General features: G+C 41.7%; 17 protein-coding genes and 1 riboswitch. Of the genes, 8 read left to right on the top strand and 9 right to left on the bottom strand.

Annotated elements, in window-relative coordinates; translation table 11 throughout:
• Positions 1 to 21 precede the first annotated feature (21 nt).
• Positions 22 to 600 carry a DUF2062 domain-containing protein gene (locus H2245_RS01495; protein ID WP_310734108.1) on the bottom strand — a complete coding sequence of 193 codons (579 nt, stop codon included), beginning with the start codon at positions 598 to 600 and terminating at the stop codon, positions 22 to 24.
• 389 nt (positions 601 to 989) lie between these two features.
• Between H2245_RS01495 and H2245_RS01500 the strand changes: the two genes are divergently transcribed.
• The 4 genes from H2245_RS01500 (at position 990) to H2245_RS01515 (ending at position 7,163) form a co-directional block, all read left to right on the top strand.
• On the top strand, positions 990 to 3,938 hold the full coding sequence (locus H2245_RS01500) for a ComEC/Rec2 family competence protein (RefSeq protein WP_182405305.1): 2,949 nt from the start codon (positions 990 to 992) through the stop codon (positions 3,936 to 3,938).
• Between the two features lie 291 nt (positions 3,939 to 4,229).
• Positions 4,230 to 5,288 carry a signal peptide peptidase SppA gene (gene sppA / locus H2245_RS01505; RefSeq protein WP_182405308.1) on the top strand — a complete coding sequence of 353 codons (1,059 nt, stop codon included), beginning with the start codon at positions 4,230 to 4,232 and terminating at the stop codon, positions 5,286 to 5,288.
• Between the two features lie 146 nt (positions 5,289 to 5,434).
• Positions 5,435 to 6,316 (top strand): alpha/beta fold hydrolase, encoded by an 882-nt coding sequence (locus H2245_RS01510; RefSeq protein ID WP_182405310.1) that lies wholly within the window; start codon positions 5,435 to 5,437, stop codon positions 6,314 to 6,316.
• A 70-nt stretch (positions 6,317 to 6,386) separates the two neighbouring features.
• Entirely contained in the window at positions 6,387 to 7,163 is a 777-nt protein-coding gene (locus H2245_RS01515) for a CPBP family intramembrane glutamic endopeptidase (RefSeq protein ID WP_259365030.1), read from the top strand.
• Positions 7,164 to 7,184: 21 nt separating this feature from the next.
• On the opposite strand, the gene dusA is transcribed toward H2245_RS01515, so the two are convergent.
• The 3 genes from dusA to H2245_RS01530 all read right to left on the bottom strand — a co-directional run bounded on the left by dusA (position 7,185) and on the right by H2245_RS01530 (position 11,497).
• Positions 7,185 to 8,159 (bottom strand): tRNA dihydrouridine(20/20a) synthase DusA, encoded by a 975-nt coding sequence (dusA, locus tag H2245_RS01520; RefSeq protein ID WP_259365031.1) that lies wholly within the window; start codon positions 8,157 to 8,159, stop codon positions 7,185 to 7,187.
• A 107-nt stretch (positions 8,160 to 8,266) separates the two neighbouring features.
• Positions 8,267 to 9,568: an MFS transporter gene (locus tag H2245_RS01525; RefSeq protein ID WP_182405312.1), complete on the bottom strand. Its 1,302-nt coding sequence runs from the start codon at positions 9,566 to 9,568 to the stop codon at positions 8,267 to 8,269.
• Positions 9,569 to 9,829: 261 nt separating this feature from the next.
• Positions 9,830 to 11,497, bottom strand: coding sequence for a phospholipase D family protein (locus tag H2245_RS01530; protein ID WP_404944644.1), 1,668 nt, complete (start codon positions 11,495 to 11,497; stop codon positions 9,830 to 9,832).
• A 533-nt stretch (positions 11,498 to 12,030) separates the two neighbouring features.
• On the opposite strand from H2245_RS01530, the gene H2245_RS01535 reads away from it, so the two are divergent.
• The 4 genes from H2245_RS01535 to H2245_RS01550 all read left to right on the top strand — a co-directional run bounded on the left by H2245_RS01535 (position 12,031) and on the right by H2245_RS01550 (position 15,963).
• Positions 12,031 to 13,308: an O-succinylhomoserine sulfhydrylase gene (locus tag H2245_RS01535; protein ID WP_182405316.1), complete on the top strand. Its 1,278-nt coding sequence runs from the start codon at positions 12,031 to 12,033 to the stop codon at positions 13,306 to 13,308.
• Positions 13,309 to 13,409: 101 nt separating this feature from the next.
• Positions 13,410 to 13,739: a YbaB/EbfC family nucleoid-associated protein gene (locus H2245_RS01540; protein ID WP_182405318.1), complete on the top strand. Its 330-nt coding sequence runs from the start codon at positions 13,410 to 13,412 to the stop codon at positions 13,737 to 13,739.
• Positions 13,740 to 13,890: 151 nt separating this feature from the next.
• Positions 13,891 to 14,484, top strand: a complete 594-nt coding sequence (recR, locus tag H2245_RS01545) for a recombination mediator RecR (RefSeq protein WP_182405320.1) — start codon at positions 13,891 to 13,893, stop codon at positions 14,482 to 14,484.
• Positions 14,485 to 14,682: 198 nt separating this feature from the next.
• Positions 14,683 to 15,963, top strand: coding sequence for an HRDC domain-containing protein (locus H2245_RS01550; protein WP_310734110.1), 1,281 nt, complete (start codon positions 14,683 to 14,685; stop codon positions 15,961 to 15,963).
• Here the strand turns inward: H2245_RS01550 and H2245_RS01555 are convergent.
• From H2245_RS01555 to gcvT, 5 genes are all read right to left on the bottom strand, one after another.
• Positions 15,953 to 16,627 carry a triacylglycerol lipase gene (locus H2245_RS01555; protein WP_182405322.1) on the bottom strand — a complete coding sequence of 225 codons (675 nt, stop codon included), beginning with the start codon at positions 16,625 to 16,627 and terminating at the stop codon, positions 15,953 to 15,955. The two genes, H2245_RS01550 and H2245_RS01555, sit on opposite strands and share 11 nt — an antisense overlap.
• Before the next feature lie 180 nt (positions 16,628 to 16,807).
• On the bottom strand, positions 16,808 to 19,705 hold the full coding sequence (gene gcvP, locus H2245_RS01560) for an aminomethyl-transferring glycine dehydrogenase (protein WP_182405324.1): 2,898 nt from the start codon (positions 19,703 to 19,705) through the stop codon (positions 16,808 to 16,810).
• A 129-nt stretch (positions 19,706 to 19,834) separates the two neighbouring features.
• Entirely contained in the window at positions 19,835 to 20,563 is a 729-nt protein-coding gene (locus H2245_RS01565; RefSeq protein WP_182405668.1) for a nitroreductase family protein, read from the bottom strand.
• A gap of 456 nt (positions 20,564 to 21,019) precedes the next feature.
• A complete protein-coding gene (gene gcvH, locus H2245_RS01570) occupies positions 21,020 to 21,400 on the bottom strand; it encodes a glycine cleavage system protein GcvH (RefSeq protein WP_182405326.1) in 381 nt (126 codons plus the stop codon).
• A gap of 118 nt (positions 21,401 to 21,518) precedes the next feature.
• Positions 21,519 to 22,688 carry a glycine cleavage system aminomethyltransferase GcvT gene (gene gcvT / locus H2245_RS01575; RefSeq protein WP_182405328.1) on the bottom strand — a complete coding sequence of 390 codons (1,170 nt, stop codon included), beginning with the start codon at positions 22,686 to 22,688 and terminating at the stop codon, positions 21,519 to 21,521.
• A gap of 150 nt (positions 22,689 to 22,838) precedes the next feature.
• Positions 22,839 to 22,999, bottom strand: a riboswitch (glycine riboswitch).
• Positions 23,000 to 23,004 lie beyond the last annotated feature (5 nt).

Genomic DNA, 23,004 nt, shown 5'->3' on the forward strand with positions numbered 1-23,004 from the left:
AATTAATAGAAGCTTAAAGGTTTATAAATCTTTAGGCGACTTATTAGTGAACTCTTTTTGGCGTTGTTGCCAAGTGATAATGGTTTTATAACGCCAGATGGCTTTAAACGCTAAACCACAAATGATACTGGTCAGCACCGCCAATATGATTAACCCCAAACAAAATGCCGAAAGTGAAACCGCACCGCGATAGGTCTCAAATGGATTGGGACCGCTTGCCAATATCCATAAGCTAAAGTCCGATATCATTTTGCCAATCAGTCGCAAGCTAATCATCGGTACATCTAGAATTTTGGCACCAACGTAATAAGCAGCGTAAAAAACTGGCAAGGTCGTTACCGGGTTTGTAATCCACGTTAGCCCAAGTGCCATAGGTACATTGGCACGAAAAATAAGCGCGCCAATAAGCGCAAGTAGCATCTGCCCAGGTAACGGAAAAAACGCACTCAGTACGCCAATATAAACCGCTTTATTCAAACTATGGCGGTTAAATTGCCATAAGCGTGGGTCTATCAAATGAGGTGCTAAAAGCCTTAACGAGCGACTTTCTAGTATTTTTTCGGGCGTAGGCAACAGTTTTTTTAGTCGGTTTTTTGGCACAGGCTTGCCTTTTATCAGGGATTATAATCAACTCATTAAAATCTTAGACATTGATATTTTAATTCTAGTATCATTCTTGTTGTGAATGGTAGCAAGGATAAGATATGCGGTAAATAGTTTCGATGATGCCGAAAATTGTTGAATCAGTATAAGACAATCGCACAGGTAATGCTATTAGAGCGTTATTGATTAAAAGAAGGGTAACTCACAGCGCCCGCTATGATAATAGCGCATTTTAAAATGTCTTTGAGGCTTTATTATAAGCTGACCATCTATCTAATTATTACTGTTAGTCGACTCTTATTTTCATTAAAACTCTACCTATATTTAAAGGTTTTGTATTTAAGATAACCTTCCTGTTCCATTCCACTATCCAGAAAGGAGCGCTAGTGTACGGATTGCTTGGAATTGTTATTCTTGCTGTAATGCTAGCAGTGTTGAGCGTGACAACTACTGCTGGTATACCGGGTAGCGCCTCGCTACTGGACATAAGTCATAATTTGTTTAGCATGCCATCTTTTATGATTATGGCAGTACTACTCTTATTTATAAGTCAGCGTGGTACACGGTCTGCTGTGCCTGTTACAGCACTGGATACAGCTCTGAAATCACAGCGCTCATCATCTATTATTAATGTATTTTTGCTGGTCATACGCTATGTGTTTATGGCAGTTTTAGCGTGCGCTTTGATTTTCGGTAGTGCTTGGCAAGCACTTAAACATTACCAGCAGGCAGAGATCACTAAAATCACCCAGACGATGCGCGTCACGGCATGGGTGACTATCGAGGGCATTAGTGACAGTGTTTATCATACTGATGATAAAAGTGGTGATAATAGCGGCTATCGACAGGTGGCGCTGTTACGCTCCGTAACGCCGTTAGTATCAAATATGACAGCGCAAGATTTAAATAAGGTAACAACTGACTATCTTAAATCAGACGCTCTTAAAATGCAGTCTCAAGATAGGCTGGTAAAGAATAACGCTGAAGACACTCAATATCGTATTTTGCTTAATGCCTATCCTAATAACAATAAAAAAGCGGCGAAGTTAGATGCATTAAATAATTTAAAACCGGGTGACGAGTTATTGATGAGTCTCACGCTTGCGCCACTAAAAACATCGCAAGAAGACATGAATAATGCCTCAGGATTTGACAGTTATCGCTGGCTGCGTGCTCGGCATATTGATGGCGTTGCCAATATCATTGCTATCGGTGCGCCCGTTCATCCTACTGCTGACCATTCTACCTCAACTACTTCTACGTTGACGAATCATAATAGTTATCTGCAGCGCCTTCGCCTGACTATTGATCAAGGTCGTTGGCAGTTGCGTCAGCATTTTTACAAAGAGTGGGCGTGTTATTCAAGCGCAGAACAGCAAGCGCGTGCAGTGACATTAAGTTTGCTTACTGGTGATCGCAGTTTGATTAATCGCGAGACGAAAGACTTATATCAACTGGCAGGTATCTCACACTTACTGGCTATTTCTGGCACTCATGTCTTGTTTTTAGCCATTGTGCTTGCAGGGCTGGTAACATACATTCTGGATAGCAAGGGTGCGACGCTATATCGCCATATTTCGCGTTGGCAGGTTCGCTGGCTGGTGATGATTGGTGCGGCTTTTATTTATGCATTATTTACTGGGTTTGATGTCCCTGCTGCGCGCACCGCTTGGATGTTACTGGCGATAGGTGCGGTACGTTTGACATTATTGCCTGTGAGTACCATGCGGGTACTATTGGCGCTGGCAGTTATCATGGCATGGCATGACCCTTATGTCTTATGGCAGGCGGGTTATTGGTTGTCTTTTATCGCAGTGGCATTATTATTAAAATATGATAACAGCTCACAATTGGTAAATAAAAATAGCATAGAAAGTAGTCAGCTGCTGTTGTCATCTGCTAATCGCACGGATTTACCTCTTACTGCCTCGCCATTTGCTGAACAGCTATGGCTGCGGTTTAAGCAATTATTTAAGCTACAGTGTTGGTTATTTATTGCCTTGTTGCCGATTACCTTATTACTGTTTGGTAAAGCATCACTGTGGGGTTTAGTGATTAATCTGTTTGCCATTGGTTTATTTGGCTGGGTTATTGTGCCGCTGAATTTGCTTGCCGGGCTGTGTTATCTGCTTGTACCGATGGTTGCGGATGGCATTTGGGTCTTTGTAAGTGGTATTGTTGCTGGGTTGCATGAGCTTATCAAAGCGCTTACAGCATTACCTGCTTTAAAAGGTGTATGGCTTTATACCCCATTCAATACCGGCATGATACTGATGGCGCTGTTGGTTGCGCTGCCTTGGATGCTACCACGTGGGCTGCTTAGTCGTTGGCTATCATTGCCGCCTTTAACATTATTAATGACGACCATATTTGCCAATCAGCAAGCGTTAATATTAACCCCAACGTTGTATGTTTTGCCTACGAGTGATCGTTATGTGACCGCAGCAGTACTGCAATATCCTTTTAATAATGGCAAAGATAGGGTCAATTGGCTATTTCTAGCAGATCACCGACTCCAAGGCGAGCGGACCATGCCTAGTAACTTGATGGCTGATAAACTGTCGACTTCGTTGGAGGAGCAGCTACGCAGCTTGGCTATCAATCATTTAGAAGGAATTGTGGTACAGACACAAGTGGCTGCTTTAACCAAACCTTCAGCCTTGAGTAAAACTATTCCCCTTAAAAAGCAGCACCCAGTAGGCAATGACGCCTCATTGTTGCTACCGTTAACAGTTGCGAAGATCACGAAAAATTTGCCTACTAATAATTATTGGCAAGCAGGGCGTAGTGAGCGCTGGTCAAATATAGTCATGAACGATGTCAACGTTAGCGCTACAATTAAGACGTCGATTACCGCGCAAGGCTGTGAGCAAGAAAAAAAATGGCAGCTGCCTAATGGTACATTAACCTTGCATGCCTTAACCGGTTGGAGTCAGATAGACGATAGTAGTGTTTGGGATTGTGCCTTAGCTATCGACAGTGCTTTACCAATAAAAATTGTACAATATAATCCTAGCGCGCCGCAGCAATCGTCACCCTTAACGATTCAATCCATCTTAACAGCACCGCCACATTCACAATCTCGCTTAATTGTTGATGCCAGTACACATGCACGGGTTTGGCAATTATGGTCTTTATTATGTGGTGCAAATCCTGCTGCTAATTCTGATATTGGTGTTAATCGTTCCGATCATGCGACCACTTGGCTATCGCACAGTGCATCGCAAGTATCAGCTGACGTATTATCCGCCCAGCCCATTAATAAAGTAGTTACCTATAATAATGAACCTTTGGAAGTTGCCTTATCATTGAATTCAGTACCTTCAGAAGACTAATTTGCTACTTATAAAAAATCACAAATTAGCAGCAATCGTACTTTATATAGTCAATAACTTTATATTATTTGTTTTTTTACAGTTTGTTCATTCTACAAATTGGGTATTTCATAAATTACTTATTTTATAAATTGCTTATGTCTACTATTGAACCACAATACAAATACCACCATACTTACCCATTGAGATGCAAACGGACAATCGGCATTAACCTGATTGTCCCTACTGTGATGATTTTCTATATTACAGCACCTTGTCTCTAACGATACCGTTTCTAACTTAGGAAGTACTATGTCCAACTGGCCGCCAGACCCTAATAAACGCTCTGACAACTCGTCGAACCAGCCAGCTCCCATGCACCAGCCGCCAAGCCAGCCAACTGGACAAGAATGGCGACTGATTGAAAATACCTTATTAGCCAGTGTGGTAGAGCAGCGCCGTGCTCGGCGTTGGAGTATCTTTTTTAAGCTACTGACTTTTGGCTATATCTTATTACTCTTTTTGACTATCGGACGCGGCTGTAGCACCAAAGCACCGACAGGGTTGGAAGGAATGGATACCAGCAAGCCACATTTAGCCGTAGTGGAATTACAAGGTACTATCAGTAATGATGATAAAGCCAATGCGTATGACGTGAGTGATGCGTTAACGCGTGCCTTTGAAAATAGCAATTCTAAAGCAGTGGCGCTAGATATCAACTCACCCGGTGGCTCGCCTGTACAGTCGGATGAAATTTGGCAAACCATGGTGGACTTGCGTAAAAAATATCCGAATAAAAAGTTATATGCCGTAATCGGTGATATCGGTGCATCGGGTGCGTATTATATCGCCTCTGCTGCCGATGAGATTTATGTCAATCCTTCGAGTTTGGTCGGATCTATTGGCGTTATTATGCCAAGCTATAATATCGAAGGACTGATGGATAAAGTAGGCATAAAAGATCGCACCATTACCGCAGGCGAGTATAAAGATATCTTAAGCCTGTCGCGTCCGCTTACTGATTATGAAGAGCAACACGTAGAAAAGGTGCTTGCCAATACCCACAAGCACTTTATCAATGCAGTTAAGGAAGGTCGCGGCAGTCGTCTCAAAGATCCTGAAGCAAACAAACTATTCTCAGGATTGTTTTGGACAGGTGAGCAATCTATTGCTCTAGGTTTAGCTGATAAGACAGGAAGTATCTCAAGTCTAGAGAAACAGCTTAAACTGAAAAGCACAGTGAACTATACGCCAAGAGATCCCTTCCAGTTCTTTATGGACCGCTTTGCTGTGAAAATGGGCGCAGGGATTGGCTCAAGTGTCAATCTGGACGTCTTACCGCAAGAAGACGGCACTGCAAAAATGCGTTAGTAGCAGAGTTTTATATAGAATGTTTTATTCAGCAACTGCCTGACCTAACGGTTAACAAAACTGAGCCATGCATAACGGCTCAGTTTTGCTGGTTTACTATCTACTAATTTTCCACAATAATCCATTAATACCAAAGAGAGTAAGTCATGAGTGTGATCAATGCGCAGACCTTTGCGTCGTTGCCTGTCTCCCAAATAACGCAAAAGCCAGTGATACATTTTGCTCATGCTAATGGCATGCCAAGTCCAATATATCAGGCATTTTTTGCCCGTTTAGCAGAATTTTTCACCATTGAATATGTATCTATGCTAGGCGGTGACCCTAATTATCCAGTGGATAATCACTGGCGCAGCTTGACCCAACAGATTGTGAATAGTGTCGAGCGTACTTGTCAGCAGCATGGGGTTGCGCAAGTGGTAGCAGTTGGACATTCACTGGGAGCGATGTGTACTTTACAGACGCTTTATCGTATCCCTGAGCGCTTTAGCCAAGCGGTACTGCTTGATCCGCCATGGATTTATGGTAAAACCAGTTTGCTATGGCATCTGGCAAAAACTGCCGATCGCCTGCCGTTTATGAATCATCGCTGTATGGATAAGTTGTCGCCTTCTGGTATATCCAAATATCGCCGTGATGTGTGGAACAGTCGGCAAGACGCTTACGATAAGTTGCGTCACAAAGGCTTTTTTAAGCATTTTGATGAGCGTAGTTTTGAAGGTTATGTTAAGCATGGTTTACATGAGCGTGCGGATGGTAAGGTAACGCTAGCAATTCCAAAAGTGAATGAGGTGGCTATTTTTCGCAGCAATCCGTCTTGGTACTGGCTGACCCCAAATCGTGCGCCAAAAGTGCCAGTCACGCTAATAATTGGTCAAGACAGTGTGTTTTTTAAGCAGCGTTTTCCACAACAAATTAATGCGCGTTTGGGTATTCCATATGAGACCCATGAGGGCGGTCATATGTTTCCGCTCGAGTACCCTGAATCGGTATCGGCACGTGTTTTGACCCTTATTGCTCAGCAGTTATAACGGCTAAGCCTAATCGCTATGTTATTTGTGTCAATAAGATGCCTTTTGCTATTATTCTGAGCCTCACAATATGATCAATGATGCTAAGCCGTTATCCATAATAGGCGCACCACTATTGGCGTCGCGCCCATTATTCTCACGTTTTGGTGTTCCAGTTCTGGTTTTGGGGATGGTAATCGCGTTTTTTGTCAGTCAGTTGATAGGCATTTATCTTGCTAGTAGTATGTTATTGCCAGCAGTAGACACATTAACAGTAGATAATACTTTCTTTTTAGGTAGCGCAGATGGCACTATCGTCAGTGCCTCTATTTTGATCAGTTGGGTATTATTAACGCTTCTAATTATGGCAATAATACGAGCCAAAGGTGGAGACATCCGTCATTATCTCGCACTTACGCCTTTTTCATGGGTCACAGCAGGAGCCATGATTGGCATCCTTGTGATATTCATGCTTGGCAGTCAGGTATTGACGAATTGGATGGATAGAACGCCACTTGATTTTGTGGATCCGCTTTATCAGTCAGTAGATTCGGTATGGTTACTGGTTATTGCGATGGTGATTGTCGCGCCAATATATGAAGAGTTAGTATTTCGTGGCTTGTTATGGTCAGCGATTAGTGAGCAGTTCTCTACGCCGCGCGGCGCAGTTATTGCTAGCATTGTGACCAGTATTATTTTTGCGGTTATTCACTTGCAATATGGACTGTATGAAATCACGACCATTATGCTATTGGCATTGATATTCTGCTACGCGCGTATCAAGTCAGGCTCAGTATTACTGCCCATTTTGCTGCATATTATTAATAATGGCGTAGCAATGGGGCAGTACTTAATACAAGTTGCTTAATTCTACAATTAAACCCTGCCACTAGGCATCAGGGTTCGATTGCAATACTTCGTCCGCTGCGCGTTCAATATCTTCAATGGTTAAATGCGGTTTGCCACTAAGCGATTGTCGCCATTTGCGCGCTCCAGTTAAGCCTTGGAACAGCCCTAAATAGTGCCGGGTCATCGTTGATAAAGATTCGCCTTGCGCCGCTTGCGCACGAAGCTTTGGATACAACTGCGCTATGATATCTGAGCGTTTTGGAATCGGCTGTCCCCATAAGATATTGGCTTCTGCCAGCAGATACGGGTTGTGATAAAACGCTCGACCAATCATCACCCCATCGATATGCTGCAAGTGAGCTTGAATGTCTGCTATCGACTCAATACCACCATTGATCTCAATGGTAAGCTCAGGAAAATCCTGTTTTAAGCGATACACATCGTCATAGCGTAGCGGCGGAATTTCGCGATTTTGTTTGGGACTCAAACCTTGTAGCCATGCTGTTCGCGCATGAACAATAAAACGGGTACAGCCTGCCGTCGCTACTGTTTGCACAAAGTCACTCATAAACTCGTAGCTGTCAAAATCATCAATACCAATACGATGTTTGACCGTTATTGGAATATCAACCGCAGCTTGCATGTGCTTGACTAAGTCAGCAACGGTCGCCGGCTCTGCCATTAAACAGGCACCGATTTTATTGTGCTGCACCCGATCAGACGGGCAACCAACATTAATATTAACCTCATCATAGCCATGTTGCTGAGCAAATTCGGCACATTGAGTCATCTCATTAATATCAGCACCGCCCAATTGCAACACAATCGGATGCTCGCTCGTATCAAAGCGCAAATGACGGGCACGATTACCATATAACAGCGCACCAGTGCTAATCATTTCTGTATATAAATAAACCTGCGGATTAAATAACCGTGCAAAATAACGATAATCAGTCGTCGTCCAGTCAATCATCGGCGCGACCGATAGCCGTTTATGAGTCATATTAATCGTCATTATTTATAGCCTTTGTTAACGCGTAGTATTATTCAGATAATTAGTTTGATGTGAGTAGAACTAAGTCTTACTATTATCGCACCTTTAATACTGCAGAATCACTCAACTTAGATGACCGTATCTATCTTTTTAAATTCTGGCAAATGATAGAAATACAGTCCCATTATTACGCCAATAAAGCCAATAAACGCAATATACAATGCTGGAGAAAAGCTAATATATAAAGTTGCATAAGCAAGCCCAAAAGGCACCAATCCACCGACAATGCCATACATCACATTATAAGAGAAGGCGATACCCGTTAGACGAATATTGGTTGGAAATAGCAATACAAAAATTGCAGGAACCATACCGATAATACCGGCAAAAAACCCTAATAAGGCATACATAATTAAAATATATTCGCCACCAGACTGTAGATGATAGTAAAAAGCAAACATCTGTCCTATCAGTAATAGAGAGCCAATGATGAGAATTTTACCAAAATTTTGATAATTGGACACCAATCCATAAAAAATACAGCCAAAAATCATAAATACAATGCCAAGGCTATGGGCGAAACTAAATAAATCATTATCGACGCTAAAGCGTAGCTCCATTAAATCAGGCAATAATAAAATAATGACTGTGGTGATACTCGAGATAATCAACGTCAGCATTAAGCCGATAAAGATAGATTGCCGGCAGTGTTTAAATAATAACGTAAAGGGTTTATTAGTATATTTATCTGGCTTACGGGACGTTAAATCAGTAAAAAATGGTGATTCTTTTACCAAGCGCCATGTTAATAAAGGCAGGCAACTGAGTATTGCTGCGATAAAGAACGGCAAACGCCAGCCATTATTCATCAGCTGGTCAGGTGTCATGGAGCTGATCAGCCAGATAAAAAAAGCGTTAGAAAATAATACACCCACATAAAAGCTTGCGGTTACGTAGCTACATCCCAGCGAGAGATATTGGCGTGGCACATGTTCTGCAATAAATATCCATGCTAGCGGCACATAGACGCCAAACGCCATACCTTGTATCAGTCGCAGCGCAATAAATAGTGCAGGCGCGACCCAGCCCCATTGCGCATAAGTCGGCAAACATGCCATCGCCAGTACCGATAGCATGGTTGCTAACATACTGAATAGCAGTACTGGTTTACGACCTTTAATATCACCATAACGCCCAAACAAAATACCGCCCAATGGACGAGCTAAATAGCCAATCGCGAACAACCCAAGCCCTTGAAGCCGGGCAAATTTTGGATCGATAGTATCTGGTAAAAAGGTAGTAGAGACAATATCTGCCATATATAAATAAATCAAAAAATCAAAAAACATGACGGCGCTACTAAAGCAGACAAACATTACCATATTCTTGTCTTTTGAGGACATCAGTTCATATTGAGGACGGGCAGGCATAGAAAATCACTTATACACATATTGATATGGCGACAGTTGTAGTCAGTCAGCAGGTAAAGACAAGATTTTAAGTAAAAAATTTAAAAATTAAAGCTTGAAACTTAAAGTTTGAACACTAAACCTGAGACAATCACGCGCCATAAAAAGCGGTAAATAATCCAGTTACCAAGATGGTTTACCGCATAATTAAGAAAGAACAATTAAGGAAAAACAACTAAGAGAAAATATTTTAAAAATTGAGAATGGGATAAACATAAACGTTTAAAGCAGCCAGTCAATCGGTAGCCATGACATGATGGTCAGCCAAACATGATCAACGACATCAACGCGGGGCTCGCTATCGTAAACAACCTTTTTACCATATTCAACTGTATGCCACTGTAGCTTGTCATTATCAACCAGCTTGACCTCATAAGCCTGATTTAGCAAATCCTCACTGAGCGCTTCATGCAGCTGCTGGGCGAGTTCATTGTCATTAATAATGACACCCATTTCTGTATTGATATTAGCAGAACGGGGGTCAACGTTATATGAGCCAACAAAGACTTGATTGTCATCAACGGCAAAGGTCTTAGCATGTAAGCTGGTAGAAGATTGACTGCGTGCTTTCCACAGTTTATTCTCACGTTTTTCTTCGCTTGCTGTCGATTTTAACTCATAAATTTTGATACCAGCACGCAGCATTTTTGGTCGCCATTGACTGTAACCGGAATGTACGGCGGTCACGTCAGTGGCGTCAAAGGAGTTGGTTAAAATTTTAATTTCAACCCCAGAGTTTGCCAGCTTCACTAATGTATTGACCCCATCATTGGTTGGCACAAAATAGGATGAGATAATGGTTAACTGTTTGGTTGGTGTGCCCAAAAGAGTGCGCAGCTGCTGCACTAAATTGGTTTGTGCAGGGACATTTTTAGTCAGTTTGCCCACGTCATCACTTAAAAACTGCATATCTGTCCAGCGAAACGGTACGCGTCTATTCAGCAAGTCAGAATCAATTGAGGAGTCTTCAATCGCTTCTTTATACACCGTTAAGCTGCTACGCGTATTATTTTTTTCGTTTTCATATAACTTATCCAAACCTTTTAAAAAGTCTGTTGTTTCGCCTTTATTCAGCGTTGCCAGCGTTTCAATATCAAAAGAGATGGGCGCTGACCAATAACTATTAAAACTGTTGTCGATATCTGCCACTACTTTACCAATCAGTAATACATCTAAATCGGCAAATTGACTGTTTTGACTATTGCTGAGGTACTCATCACCAATATTACGTCCACCAATAATGGTAATTTGTTTATCAAAGGTCATGCTTTTATTATGCATACGCCGATTGATACGCGGTAGCCCAGTTACAAAGTTTAGCGCTTGAAATTTGCGGTGCATTAAAGGGTTAATAATGCGCACGGCAATATTAGGGTGACTGGAGAAACGCAATAAATGCTGATCAAACGCGGCACTGTTATTAAAATCATCCAATAGTAAGCGAACAATCACCCCGCGCTCAGCCGCGTCCCATAAATCTTTTAATAATAGTTGTCCTGCTTGGTCATCATGCCAAATATAGTATTGCGCATCGATATTACCAGATGCCATGCCAGCTAAAATACTGCGTGAAGCAAATGCATTTGCCCCTGTGACAATGGGATGATAACCGGATAAGTCAGGATGAATCTCATTTTGTGCACTAATTGCAGTCACGAGATCCATTTTTGATGGCTTACTATTTTCAGTATTTTTGATATTTTTAGTTTGGGTAGTCGCGCGCTGTACAAGCTTAACATTGTCTTGCTGGTACAAGTCATTTACCCGCGCTGAGAGCTGCTGGCTGGCAGGTAAATGCGGCTGTTTGGGTAGCACTTGACAGGCAGTTAAGCTTAAAGCTAACCCAAGTGTCAAACTTATCGATAAGCTGCTTGAGTCTAGATTTAACATCGACATAAGTGGGGATGACCTTTATAAGCTTGATGGGGGTCTACAGTAGAAAAAATACTCTATCGTAAAAACCATCTAAAATAGGCGTACAATAATGGGGCACATGAGTGTTGATAGTTGAGCAGCTTCACTATTTTTCTTTATATCTTTATAATAGTGGTATAAAAAATAGGTAGTGAACAGTAGCGGTAATAAAAAGCAGTGTTAAGTGCTAATGAGTAATATAGGGACTGGTATCGGGTGGTAAGCTTATCAGGTGTAATGAAATCTGCCTATTAAAAATACGTTATTTTTCTTAGTTTTAAATTTATTCTAGACCTTTGCCCACTCTTAATTTAACTTTATAATATCAATTAAAAGGAATGGTTAGCAGGTGTCGGAAAGAATAGAGCGTGATATCATCATCTAAGTTAAAGAAGTAGATTAGCTTTCATAAGAAATTAATAATTCTTACTAATCGTCTTTTATAAAAAAATTTATTAATAGTCATTTAATATCGTTAATAATATATTACTAATAACAATGGAATCGTCATGAGTCAGTCGAATGTGAAGGAAGATAATAATATAGGTAGCGGATTGGATGCAAATTGGCGTTCTGATACGCTAGATTTAGGACTCGATTATGGCATGCAAACCATTGCTGTTCGTGCAGGGCAACACCGTACCGATGAGGGCGAGCATTCTGAGCCGATCTTTACTACTAGCTCGTATGTTTATAACTCAGCTGCTGATGCAGCTGCTCACTTTGATGGAACTAAAACGGGTAATGTCTATTCCCGTCATACCAATCCAAGCGTACGTACCTTTGAGCGCCGTCTAGCTGCGCTAGAAAATGGCGAGCGTGCAGTAGCGACTGCGTCTGGAATGGGTGCGATTTTGACCATGTGCTTAGCTTATCTCAAAGCTGGTGATCATTTATTGGCCGCAAACCAATTATTCGGTTCATCGATTGGTTTGTTTAATAACTATATGGCAAAGTATGGGGTTGAGGTCAGCTATGTGGATTGCTTTGACAATGACGCATGGGCAAATGCTGTGCAGCCGAATACCAAAGTAATTTACTGCGAAAGCCCTAGCAATCCACTCGCGCAGATTTGTGATATTGGTTTTTTAAGTCAGTTGTGTAAAGCCAACGATATTTTATTGGTGGTAGATAATTGCTTCGGTACGCCAGCGCTCCAGCGTCCATTAGATTTGGGCGCGGATATCGTGATTCATTCTGCAACCAAATATTTAGATGGTCAGGGTCGGGTGCTTGGTGGGGCGTTGGTTGGTAATGATAAGCTTATGCAAGAGGCGTTTACAGTTGTGCGCTCAGGCGGTATCAGTATGAGTCCGTTTAATGCATGGGTGTTTACCAAGGGGCTTGAGACGCTCAAATTGCGTATGCAAGCTCATTGTAATAATGCCAATCAAGTTGCGCAGTTTTTAGTTAATCATCCTAATGTTAGTAAAGTCCATTTCTCAGGATTGACCGACCATCCGTCGCATGAATTGACCAAGCGTCAGCACCATATGAAGGACGGCTTTGGGGCAATTATGGGTTTCGAAGTCAAAGGCAAAGGTGATCACGATCCAAAATCTGCGGCTTGGCACGTCATAGATGCTACGCGTATGGTTTCTATCACTAATAACTTAGGCGATGCGAAAACGACTATTACGCATCCAGCAACCACGACTCATTTCCGCTTAACGCCGCAAGAACGAGCTCAGGCTGGTGTTGAAGACGGTCTCATCCGTTTGTCGATTGGTTTAGAAGATGTAGAAGATATTATCAAAGATTTGGCACGCGGTTTAGACAGCTTGTAAAGTTATCGGTATAATCACGAATAGTATTTTTATTTTATACTTAATATTATTGATTTTTACTGTATTATTTTTATATTTTAACTTCCTTATAAGAGACAATTATGAATATTCAAGCCTTGATGCAACAAGCACAAACCATGCAGAAGAAAGTTGAAGCCAATGTTGAGACGGCAAAAAAAGATTTGGCTAATAAAGAAGTACACGCAGAATCAGGAAGTGGTTTAGTCAAAGTCACTATGACAGGTCGCCATGTGGTTAAGCGTTTAAGTATCGATCCAAGCTTATTAGAAGATGAGCCGGATATGATTGAAGATTTAATTGCTGCGGCAATCAATGATGCAGTACGTCAAGCTGATGAATTATATGAACAAACCATGGCTGGCGCGACTTCAGGAATGGGTCTGCCACCAGGTATGCAAGGTTTATTCTAACCCTTAATTTATAATAAGCATGACATATTGACGTAAAAAATGGGGTTGTTATCTATAGGATATGACCCCATTTTTATAGGTACAATTTTAGATTTTACTGCTTACTTTTTCATACAATCTAAAAATTATACTACCTATAAAGGAAGTTATTTTGCTTACAGCCAAATTTGATCAGCTCGTCAAACAGCTGCGTATTTTACCGGGTGTTGGTCAAAAGAGCGCCCAACGTATGGCACTTCATTTACTCACCAAAAAACGCCCACAAGGCATGGCACTTGCCCAAGCCCTTGATGAAGCGATGCGCGATATCGTCGAATGCCAGCGCTGTCATAGCTTTAGTGATCATAGTATCTGTCCATTATGCCAAGACCCAAGGCGTGACGACAACTTATTGTGCGTGGTTGAGACCGCCGCTGATGTGATGGCGATTGAGCAGACCGCAGGTTACCGTGGTCGCTATTTTGTGCTAGGTGGTCACCTATCACCAATTGATGGTATTAGTGCAGATGATTTAAACATTGCGCAGCTGGTCTGGCGAGTTAAGCAAGAGCCCGTTGAGGAGCTGATACTGGCAACTGGAACAACAGTTGAAGGGCAGACGACTGCACATTTTATTAGTGAAGCTGTGAGTCGGCATGTCAATAAAGTTACCCGTCTGGCACAAGGTGTACCCATGGGCGGCGAGCTTGAATACCTTGATAGTATGACTTTAGGGCAAGCATTGCAGAACCGGTCATTTTTATAAAAGTTCAGTTTTTATAGTAAATAACGGTTTGCCATTTTATACTCTGACATTGCTATAATTAATCTCTTAGCATTTTTTATTTCCTAAAATTGTTGACTACTTATCATTTTTTAGCGCTGATTGATGAAGAATAATAGCTACTGTTATTGAGTCATTTTTAGCGTTTCTCATCTTTTTATTTATGCAGGTATTTGCCCCGTGTCTGACCATTGTAATCCCATTCTTACCGCCAACCAGCCGTCTGTGTCAATCAGTACTGATAATCACTCTTTTATGCCAGCAGAGCCAAATATTGATGTGCTGCTAGATGTGGCAGATGAAGTGCCAGTAACGTGGATAAGAGAGCAATATCAGCTTGATGAAGTTATCAATGCTTTGGAAGGTTGCGGGCGTGTGGCGTTAGATACTGAATTTATTAAACGTGATACATATTATCCACGGTTGGCGCTGGTACAGTTGAATACGGGTGATCATATCTATTTGCTAGATGCGCCAAAGCTACAATTAACCGAACTTTGGCAAGCATTAATCAAAGTTGATGTGGCTATTTGGCACGCTTGTGGTGAAGACTTAGGTATTTTTTACTTACTATCAGGTTGTCCTCCACTGACTAATATCTTTGATACGCAAATTGCCCTGTCTTATTTGACTGGACAATTACAAATGGGTTATCAGCAGGCACTTGATGATCAATTAGATATGCATATTGATAAAGAGCACAGTCAGTCTGATTGGCTTAGACGCCCATTGTCAGACGAGCAAGAGCAATACGCCATTGATGATGTGCGCTTTTTACCAGCATTGTATTTAAGTATTGAATACGAGCTTAAGTCGCAAGGGCTGTACGATTATGTGTGGGAGGACTGCCAGCTTTATGCTCATGAGTTGTATAAAGCTCAGAATGTCGAAGATGAAGATATGTACTTGACGATGGCAGACTATCGTTATACTTCAGAGCAGATGGCAATATTACAAGCAGTGGCAACATGGCGTGAAGCGCTGGCACGTTCTACTAACCAACCGCGTACTTTTGTGATTAAAAAGCAAGCGGTACGTGAGATTATCACTGAAAAACCAAGTAATATGCGTGAGCTTGCTCATAAAACAACCATGCATCGCAGTATGCTACGATTGTATGGTGAAGAATTAATGGCGGTGATTAATAAGGCAAAAATACTGTCGTCTGCTGAATATCCGCCTTGTCTATTGCCGCCTTATCGCTCAAAAAACAAAGTTTTATCAAAAGCGGTTGAAGGTATCATTACTGAACATGCCAAGCAAATAGATGTGCCCGAAAATGTGCTTATGCGTAAGAAGTGGCTCGGTCAGTTATATGAAGTGATTGCTTTTGATCAAGGTCTATCGGCTTTACCCCAAGGATTACAAGGGTGGCGTTATGAGTGGGTTACTCAAACCTTAATTCCCGTGATTGAAGCCCATAAAAAAGAACTGCAACAAGGTATGGGCATTAACGTTTAAATTTGCCATTACTTAAAAAATATCCTGTCTGCTCAGCAACTGCCGGATCGACCAACATACCAGTATGCGATACTGGCATAATTAAATGGTCAGTGGCAGTTTCAAGCTTAGTCTCCCTTAGATACACTGTGCCGTCATGCGTCAGATATTCATCAGGTAGAGGGCTGTTTTGCAGGCGCAGCTTGCGATTATGGTAGCCCAAAACCAATTGCCCCAAACCAAAAGGATGATTGCCAGCAATCACGCCCATAATGATATGCTCAGGTAATGGCGCAACCGTCCCATCTAAGGCATCGATATAGGATTGCCCCACGATAGCAGGAGCAAGTCGCCACATATAATCAGCACAAACACTGCCCAAATGCGGCGTTCCCAGCGTGACGCAACGTCCAATCTGCCATTGCGGATAACTAACAAGAAAATCCCGAATAATTAGTCCGCCTAAACTATGACCCACTAAATCTATTGGCTGTTCAGGGTGATGATAGCGCTCAAGCCAATTATTTAGGCTTGCACTGCTCACCTTAATGCTGTCTCTTAAACTACGGTAGCCATATTGATACGTATCAAATCCTTGTACCTGCAAGCGTTTGGCTAATGGACGCATTATAAAAGGCGCATGATGCAAACCGTGAAGCAGAATAACTGAGTTTTGTTGCTGCATAAGATAAACCAGAAATTTATTTTAGTTAATTGTAGCATGAGGTTTTAAGAGTCATGAGTAATAAAAAACCGCCAAATCAGCAGCTGACTTGGCGGTTTTTAACATTAAGTGAGTATCGTTAAAATAAACTTCTATCTCATAGCAAATGCCATAATTACTGAAGATTATATTTACTAAAACCTACATGTAGTTTTCGATACTTGGGCAAGAACACATTAAGTTCTTATCACCGTAAACATCATCCACACGCGCCACACTTGGCCAGAACTTGTTTTTGCGAATATACGCTAATGGGAAGGCGGCCGTTTCGCGGCTGTATGGATACGCCCATTCGCCATCAGTAATCATCGCAGCAGTATGCGGTGCATTAACCAATGGATTGTTCTCTAGCGACCAGCCATCTGTACCAGCTTTCGCTTTTAAAGCTTCAGCTCTGATAGATTTGAGCGCATCGATAAAGCGATCAATCTCTTCTTTTGACTCAGATTCAGTTGGCTCAATCATCAAAGTACCGGCTACTGGAAAACTCATGGTTGGCGCGTGGAAGCCATAATCCATTAATCGTTTGGCAATATCAGTTTCGCTGATACCCGTCTCTTCTTTTAGAGGTCGAATATCGATGATACATTCGTGCGCCACTTGACCATTTTTACCAGTGTAAAGAACAGGGTAGTCGTCTTTAAGTTTGGCAGCAACATAGTTGGCATTCAATAATGCAAGATTGGTTGACTCAAGCAGACCATCACGACCCATCATGGCGATATACATCCATGAGATTGGTAAGATACTTGCTGAACCATAAGGAGCGGCTGATACTGCTGAACAATCTTTTTGAGCATTATGCACTGGGAATAGCTTATGATTTGCCATAAACGGTGCCAAATGCGCCTGCATACCGATAGGACCCATACCTGGACCACCGCCGCCATGTGGAATACAGAAAGTTTTATGCAAGTTCATGTGCAGTACGTCTGCGCCCACGTCAGCGGGTTGCATGATCGCAACCTGTGCGTTCATGTTCGCGCCATCCATATACACCTGACCACCGTGCTTATGGATCAGATCACAGATATCACGAATACCTTCTTCGAATACACCATGCGTTGATGGATAAGTAATCATCAATGCGCCAAGATTGTCGCTATGCTCTTCACATTTAGCGGTCAAATCAGCGATATCAACGTTACCATTGTCATCGGTTTTAACGACAACCACTTTCATGCCCATCATCATGGCTGTAGCAGGGTTGGTACCATGCGCAGACTGCGGAATTAAGCAGACATCACGATTCGTCTCGCCCAATGACTCATGATAACGACGGATAGCAAGAATACCCGCATATTCACCAGAAGCGCCAGAGTTAGGCTGCATAGAAACATCATCAAAACCAGTAATGGCTTTCAATTGTTCTTGTAAGCCGTCAATCATCTCAATATAACCAGATACTTGGTCAACGGGTGCAAAAGGATGCACGTTAGCAAACTCAGGCCACGTGATAGGTAACATCTCACTGGTCGCATTTAGCTTCATAGTACAGCTACCGAGAGCAATCATACTACGGTTCATCGCCAAGTCTTTATCTTCAAGCGACTTTAAATAACGTAGCATTTCATGTTCGGTATGGTGCGAGTTAAATACAGGATGCGTTAAAATAGCATCAGTACGTAAATGTGCCGCATCAAGTGAAACAGTCGCCACTTTTGGTAAATCATGTGACTTATTAATGAATAATTGAGTTAATACATTAAAGTCATTTTCATCACTGGTTTCACTAAAGGCAACGCTAATTTTAGTCTCACCCAAACGCCATAAGTTATAACCAACATTATCAGCGTTTTCAAAAATCTGGGTCGCAAGTTTCTCTGAACCACAATCAACTACTACACTATCAAAGAACTGGTCATGAACGACGTTTAAATTATTATCGCCCGAAGTTCTGATGACTTCAGCGAACGCAGAAGCAAAAGCATGGATGCGAGTGGCAATGCGTTTTACGCCATTTGGACCATGATAAACGGCATACATACCCGCAAGATTGGCTAGTAATACTTGAGAGGTACAAATGTTAGAGTTGGCTTTTTCGCGGCGGATATGCTGCTCGCGAGTTTGCAGTGCCATACGTAGCGCGGTATTGCCTTGTGAATCTTTTGACACACCAATAATACGACCCGGTGCTGAACGCTTCGCTTTATCAGAAAATGCAAAGTAGGCGGCATGTGGACCACCAAAGCCCATTGGAATACCAAAACGCTGTGTGCTACCTAATGCCACGTCTGCACCCATATCGGCAGGTGATTTTAGCAACACTAAGCTCATGATGTCACTGACAACTGAAGTGTAAGTTTTCTTTTCTTTTACGGCACTGATAACGTCCGTTAAGTCTTTAACATCGCCCTCAGAACCAACGTATTGAAATAGGGCACCAAAGTAGTCGCCAGATTTTGCTAATTCAAAATCACCAACGATCACGTCCCAACCGAAATATTTGGCACGCGTACGGATAACGTCTAGTGTTTGCGGATAAACGCGTTCATCAACGAAGAATTGATCAGATTTGCTTTTGCTCATACGCTTTGACATTGCCATTGCTTCAGCAGCGGCAGTTGCTTCGTCAAGTAATGATGCGCCAGCAAGCTCAAGACCTGTTAAGTCGATACAAACTTGTTGAAAGTTGAGCAAGGCTTCAAGGCGACCTTGAGCAATTTCAGCTTGGTAAGGCGTATAAGCGGTGTACCAGCCTGGATTTTCAAGGACGTTACGCTGAATAACAGCAGGCATACGTACTGGAGCGTAACCTTGACCGATATAGCTTTTGTTAACAGTGATGTTATCTGCCATCTCGCGCAGTTTTGCAAGCGCAGTATGCTCACTCATCGCTAATGGCAAATCAATCTCTTTTTTTAGACGAACGGCGTCAGGTACGGTAGCATTAATGAAGCTTGCCATATCATCATAACCAATCGCTTTTAGCATGTCGGCTTGTTTGTCATCATTAGAACCTAGATGACGATAAACGAATTCAGATTCATTAAATAGACCTTCGAAAGTATCAAGGGTCGGATTTTGAGAGGTAGACATAATAATCCTTGTTAGGGTTTATAATACAAGCAAAAAATAAGATAAAAATTCACTATAAAAATGAGTAAAGCGTATAAAAAGTAAACCTAGCGTATATTAAATAGCTATGATTTAAACATCTAATATTATTTAAATATGGTGCACGAACTGAGCTTGATCAAAACGGAACTGCGAGTTGTAAATACCATCATCAGCACGCTCACCCGCTGCAATCATCATAACAATATGATGATTCTCACCTAAACTTAATAGTCGCTTCATGGCAGGCTCATCAAAACCGCCCATCGGGCAGCTATCAAAACCGTGTGCGCGAAAAGCTAACATCAGGTTTTCAGCAGCAAGTGATGTATTATTGGTCGCCCAGTTTTTAACGTCATCAAAAGTGTAATAAGGAGATTTAATCGGCCCTTTAACTTGTCTGATGGCTTGAGTTGCGCCCCATTTTGCTACTGAAATCACATTCATTGGTCCGCGCAAAAAGTCCATTGCTACAAGTTTAGTGTAGTAGTCTTTAACTTTCTTGGGTACTGGGGTATCAGGATATTCCCGCAAAACTTGCTGAGCATGATCATGCCAGATATCAGTACGTGCCACGACAGCAATCAATCGCGCTGCGGTTTCAGCTGCATTTTGATTCATACAATTCTTAACGGCATATTTGCGTTTATCGGCACTGTCAATAACATAGAATTCCCAAGGTTGCAAATTGCTTGAGTTTGGTGCCAGCATCGCCAAGCGTAAGCAGTCTTCAAGCACTGCGTTTGGAATGGGCGTATTCGTAAAGCGCCGTATCGAACGACGTGATTCAACCACTTGACGAAACGCTTGTAATTGCGGTGTATTTACTGGTGTCGCCATGTCATCTAATACTTGCTCATCTCTTATAGGCTGTTTACTAGACACATCGACATTACTATCGACGTTATCTTCAGTTGTCTGCGAAGGATGGTTTTTAGTCGTATTGTGATAACTGGTATGAGGATCTGTTGATTTCACACATGACTCCAGAACTAAATAGCAAACTAATAATTAAAAAAATCTGATAGAAGTAAGGTGTTGATCGTGTTGCATAGGATTAATGATGTAATATATAAAATATGTTTAATATAAGAATGCAAAACAACTGTGGTTCATATTAATTTGCTATCCTTTTACATGATATTAAATATCAATTGCCATCACTAGTATTTTAGCACATTAATGATAGTGTAAAAGCAGATACCAACTAAGCGCTGATATCTGCATTATTAGATATTATATAATAAAGTATGACGGTTCGTTTAGATGCCATTCATATCAATATATTAGCAAAAATTATAGCTCGCTTTCGTACTCTTCAGCAGAGAGCAAACCTTCGTAGTCTTCAAGATTGGTTGCTTTCATTTTGTATAACCAGCCTTCACCATAAGGGTCTGAGTTGATAACTTCAGGCTCGTCTTCAAGGCTTTCATTGATAGCAATAACTTCGCCTGAGATAGGAGCATAAACGTCAGAAGCTGCTTTTACAGACTCAACAACAGCGATTTCTTCGTCAACCGTAATGTTAGCACCAACTTCTGGCAATTCAACAAAAACGACGTCACCAAGTAAATCTTGCGCGTGTTCAGTGATACCTACCGTGATAGTACCGTCGTCTTCTAGGCGCAACCATTCATGGCTAGCGACGTATTTTAATTCTGCTGGAATATTGCTCATGGAAAGCTCCTTTAAGGATGGTCAAAAATAAAAACTAGCTCATTATAATTGATGATTAATCAGAAATATGATTAATCATCAATCAAATACTATTCGTTACTTATAGTCAAGATTAGAATTAAGCGAATTGCTGTTTACCGTTTCGTACGAAAGGTAGCTTGAGAACACGAACGTCAACAAACTTACCTTTACCGCGTAAATCAATTTGTACGTTATCATCATCAGATACGTTATCAGGAACGCGCGCGATGGCAATAGAATTTTTTAAGCTAGGAGAAAAGGTGCCACTGGTGATAACGCCTTTTTGTTCGTTATCTGATCCTTGATTGATAGTGACTTCCATACCTTCACGTAATACGCCACGACTGGTGAGCAATAGACCCACTTGTTTCATTGCAGTGTTATTTTCTTTAGCTTGTTTACGGTTATTAACCAGCGCTTGACGACCAATAAAGTCACGCTCGTCTTTTAGTGCCAAAGTCCATGCCATGTTACAGTCGTAAGGACTGATGGTTTCGTCCATATCGTGACCATATAGATTCATACCTGCTTCCATACGCAAGGTATCACGAGCGCCTAGACCAGTAGGCTTGATGCCGTTCTTTTTAAGTAATGCGAAGAATGCAGCAGCAGCGTCAGCAGGCATAATGACTTCAACGCCATCTTCACCCGTGTAACCTGTACGAGCGACAAACCAATTTGGTCCTTCGATATCAGTCAAGTCAGCACCAACAAATGGAGTGATGCTCTCAAGCGTATCAGCCCAGTTAGGTTTCGCTTGAGTCAGTTTTTCAACGGCTTTAGGACCTTGTACCGCAAGCATCGCCAAATCGTCACGCTCATTTAAAGTAACATCAAATCCTTCTGCCACTTTTTCGAACTGTGCCATGTCTTTATCACGGGTGGCAGCGTTAGATACGATACGATATTCTGTTTCATCAGCATTTGATAGATAAACGATCAAATCATCGATGATACCACCTTGCTCGTTCAACATAGGAGAGTATAGAGCTTTACCGACCATTTTCAGTTTATTTACATCATTGGCTAATAGTTTTTGTAGCCAGGCTTTGCTTTCTGTACCTTTAATATCAACAATGACCATATGTGAGACGTCAAACATACCAGCATCGGTACGTACGGCTTCATGTTCATCAATTTGTGAACCATAATGAATAGGCAATTCCCAGCCAGAAAAGTCGACCAATTTACCTTCACTATCAACGTGAGACTGGTAAAGAGGGGTGCGCTGGGGAGCTTGATTATTCTGATTATTAGTATCGGTCATAACAAATCCTTGAATGTATACTGTAAATACTTAAATTCAATAAGTACTCGTAGCGTAAAGAGCAAAATTGCACCGTGCAGCCATTGCAATAAAGGGTACCACAAAAAATAAAGCCGTGCGCCAAACAGACGCCATACGTCTGTTTAAGCAAAAGCCCCATCTGTCCTGTGACCTGAGATTTTCAACGCACTCCAAACAATATTTAGCACAATTATAAAGTATAACTATATTAGCTAATCTTTGGCAGTGAGTTTTCTCCCCTTCGGTGGGTAAGACATCATCTGTTCTTACCGCTCTCCAGATTTGTTATGCCCTA

It is taken from the genome of Psychrobacter sp. GP33 (assembly GCF_014119005.1).
Taxonomy (GTDB): domain Bacteria; phylum Pseudomonadota; class Gammaproteobacteria; order Pseudomonadales; family Moraxellaceae; genus Psychrobacter.

Coding starts and splice junctions, on each gene's coding strand:
- dusA (WP_259365031.1), bottom strand. CDS start 8,159: ATGACGATTAATATGACTCATAAACGGCTATCGGTCGCGCCGATGATT.
- sppA (WP_182405308.1), top strand. CDS start 4,230: ATGTCCAACTGGCCGCCAGACCCTAATAAACGCTCTGACAACTCGTCG.
- H2245_RS01540 (WP_182405318.1), top strand. CDS start 13,410: ATGAATATTCAAGCCTTGATGCAACAAGCACAAACCATGCAGAAGAAA.
- H2245_RS01535 (WP_182405316.1), top strand. CDS start 12,031: ATGAGTCAGTCGAATGTGAAGGAAGATAATAATATAGGTAGCGGATTG.
- H2245_RS01565 (WP_182405668.1), bottom strand. CDS start 20,563: ATGGCGACACCAGTAAATACACCGCAATTACAAGCGTTTCGTCAAGTG.
- gcvT (WP_182405328.1), bottom strand. CDS start 22,688: ATGACCGATACTAATAATCAGAATAATCAAGCTCCCCAGCGCACCCCT.
- H2245_RS01510 (WP_182405310.1), top strand. CDS start 5,435: ATGAGTGTGATCAATGCGCAGACCTTTGCGTCGTTGCCTGTCTCCCAA.
- gcvP (WP_182405324.1), bottom strand. CDS start 19,705: ATGTCTACCTCTCAAAATCCGACCCTTGATACTTTCGAAGGTCTATTT.
- H2245_RS01555 (WP_182405322.1), bottom strand. CDS start 16,627: ATGCAGCAACAAAACTCAGTTATTCTGCTTCACGGTTTGCATCATGCG.
- H2245_RS01525 (WP_182405312.1), bottom strand. CDS start 9,568: ATGCCTGCCCGTCCTCAATATGAACTGATGTCCTCAAAAGACAAGAAT.
- gcvH (WP_182405326.1), bottom strand. CDS start 21,400: ATGAGCAATATTCCAGCAGAATTAAAATACGTCGCTAGCCATGAATGG.
- H2245_RS01530 (WP_404944644.1), bottom strand. CDS start 11,497: ATGTTAAATCTAGACTCAAGCAGCTTATCGATAAGTTTGACACTTGGG.
- H2245_RS01515 (WP_259365030.1), top strand. CDS start 6,387: ATGATCAATGATGCTAAGCCGTTATCCATAATAGGCGCACCACTATTG.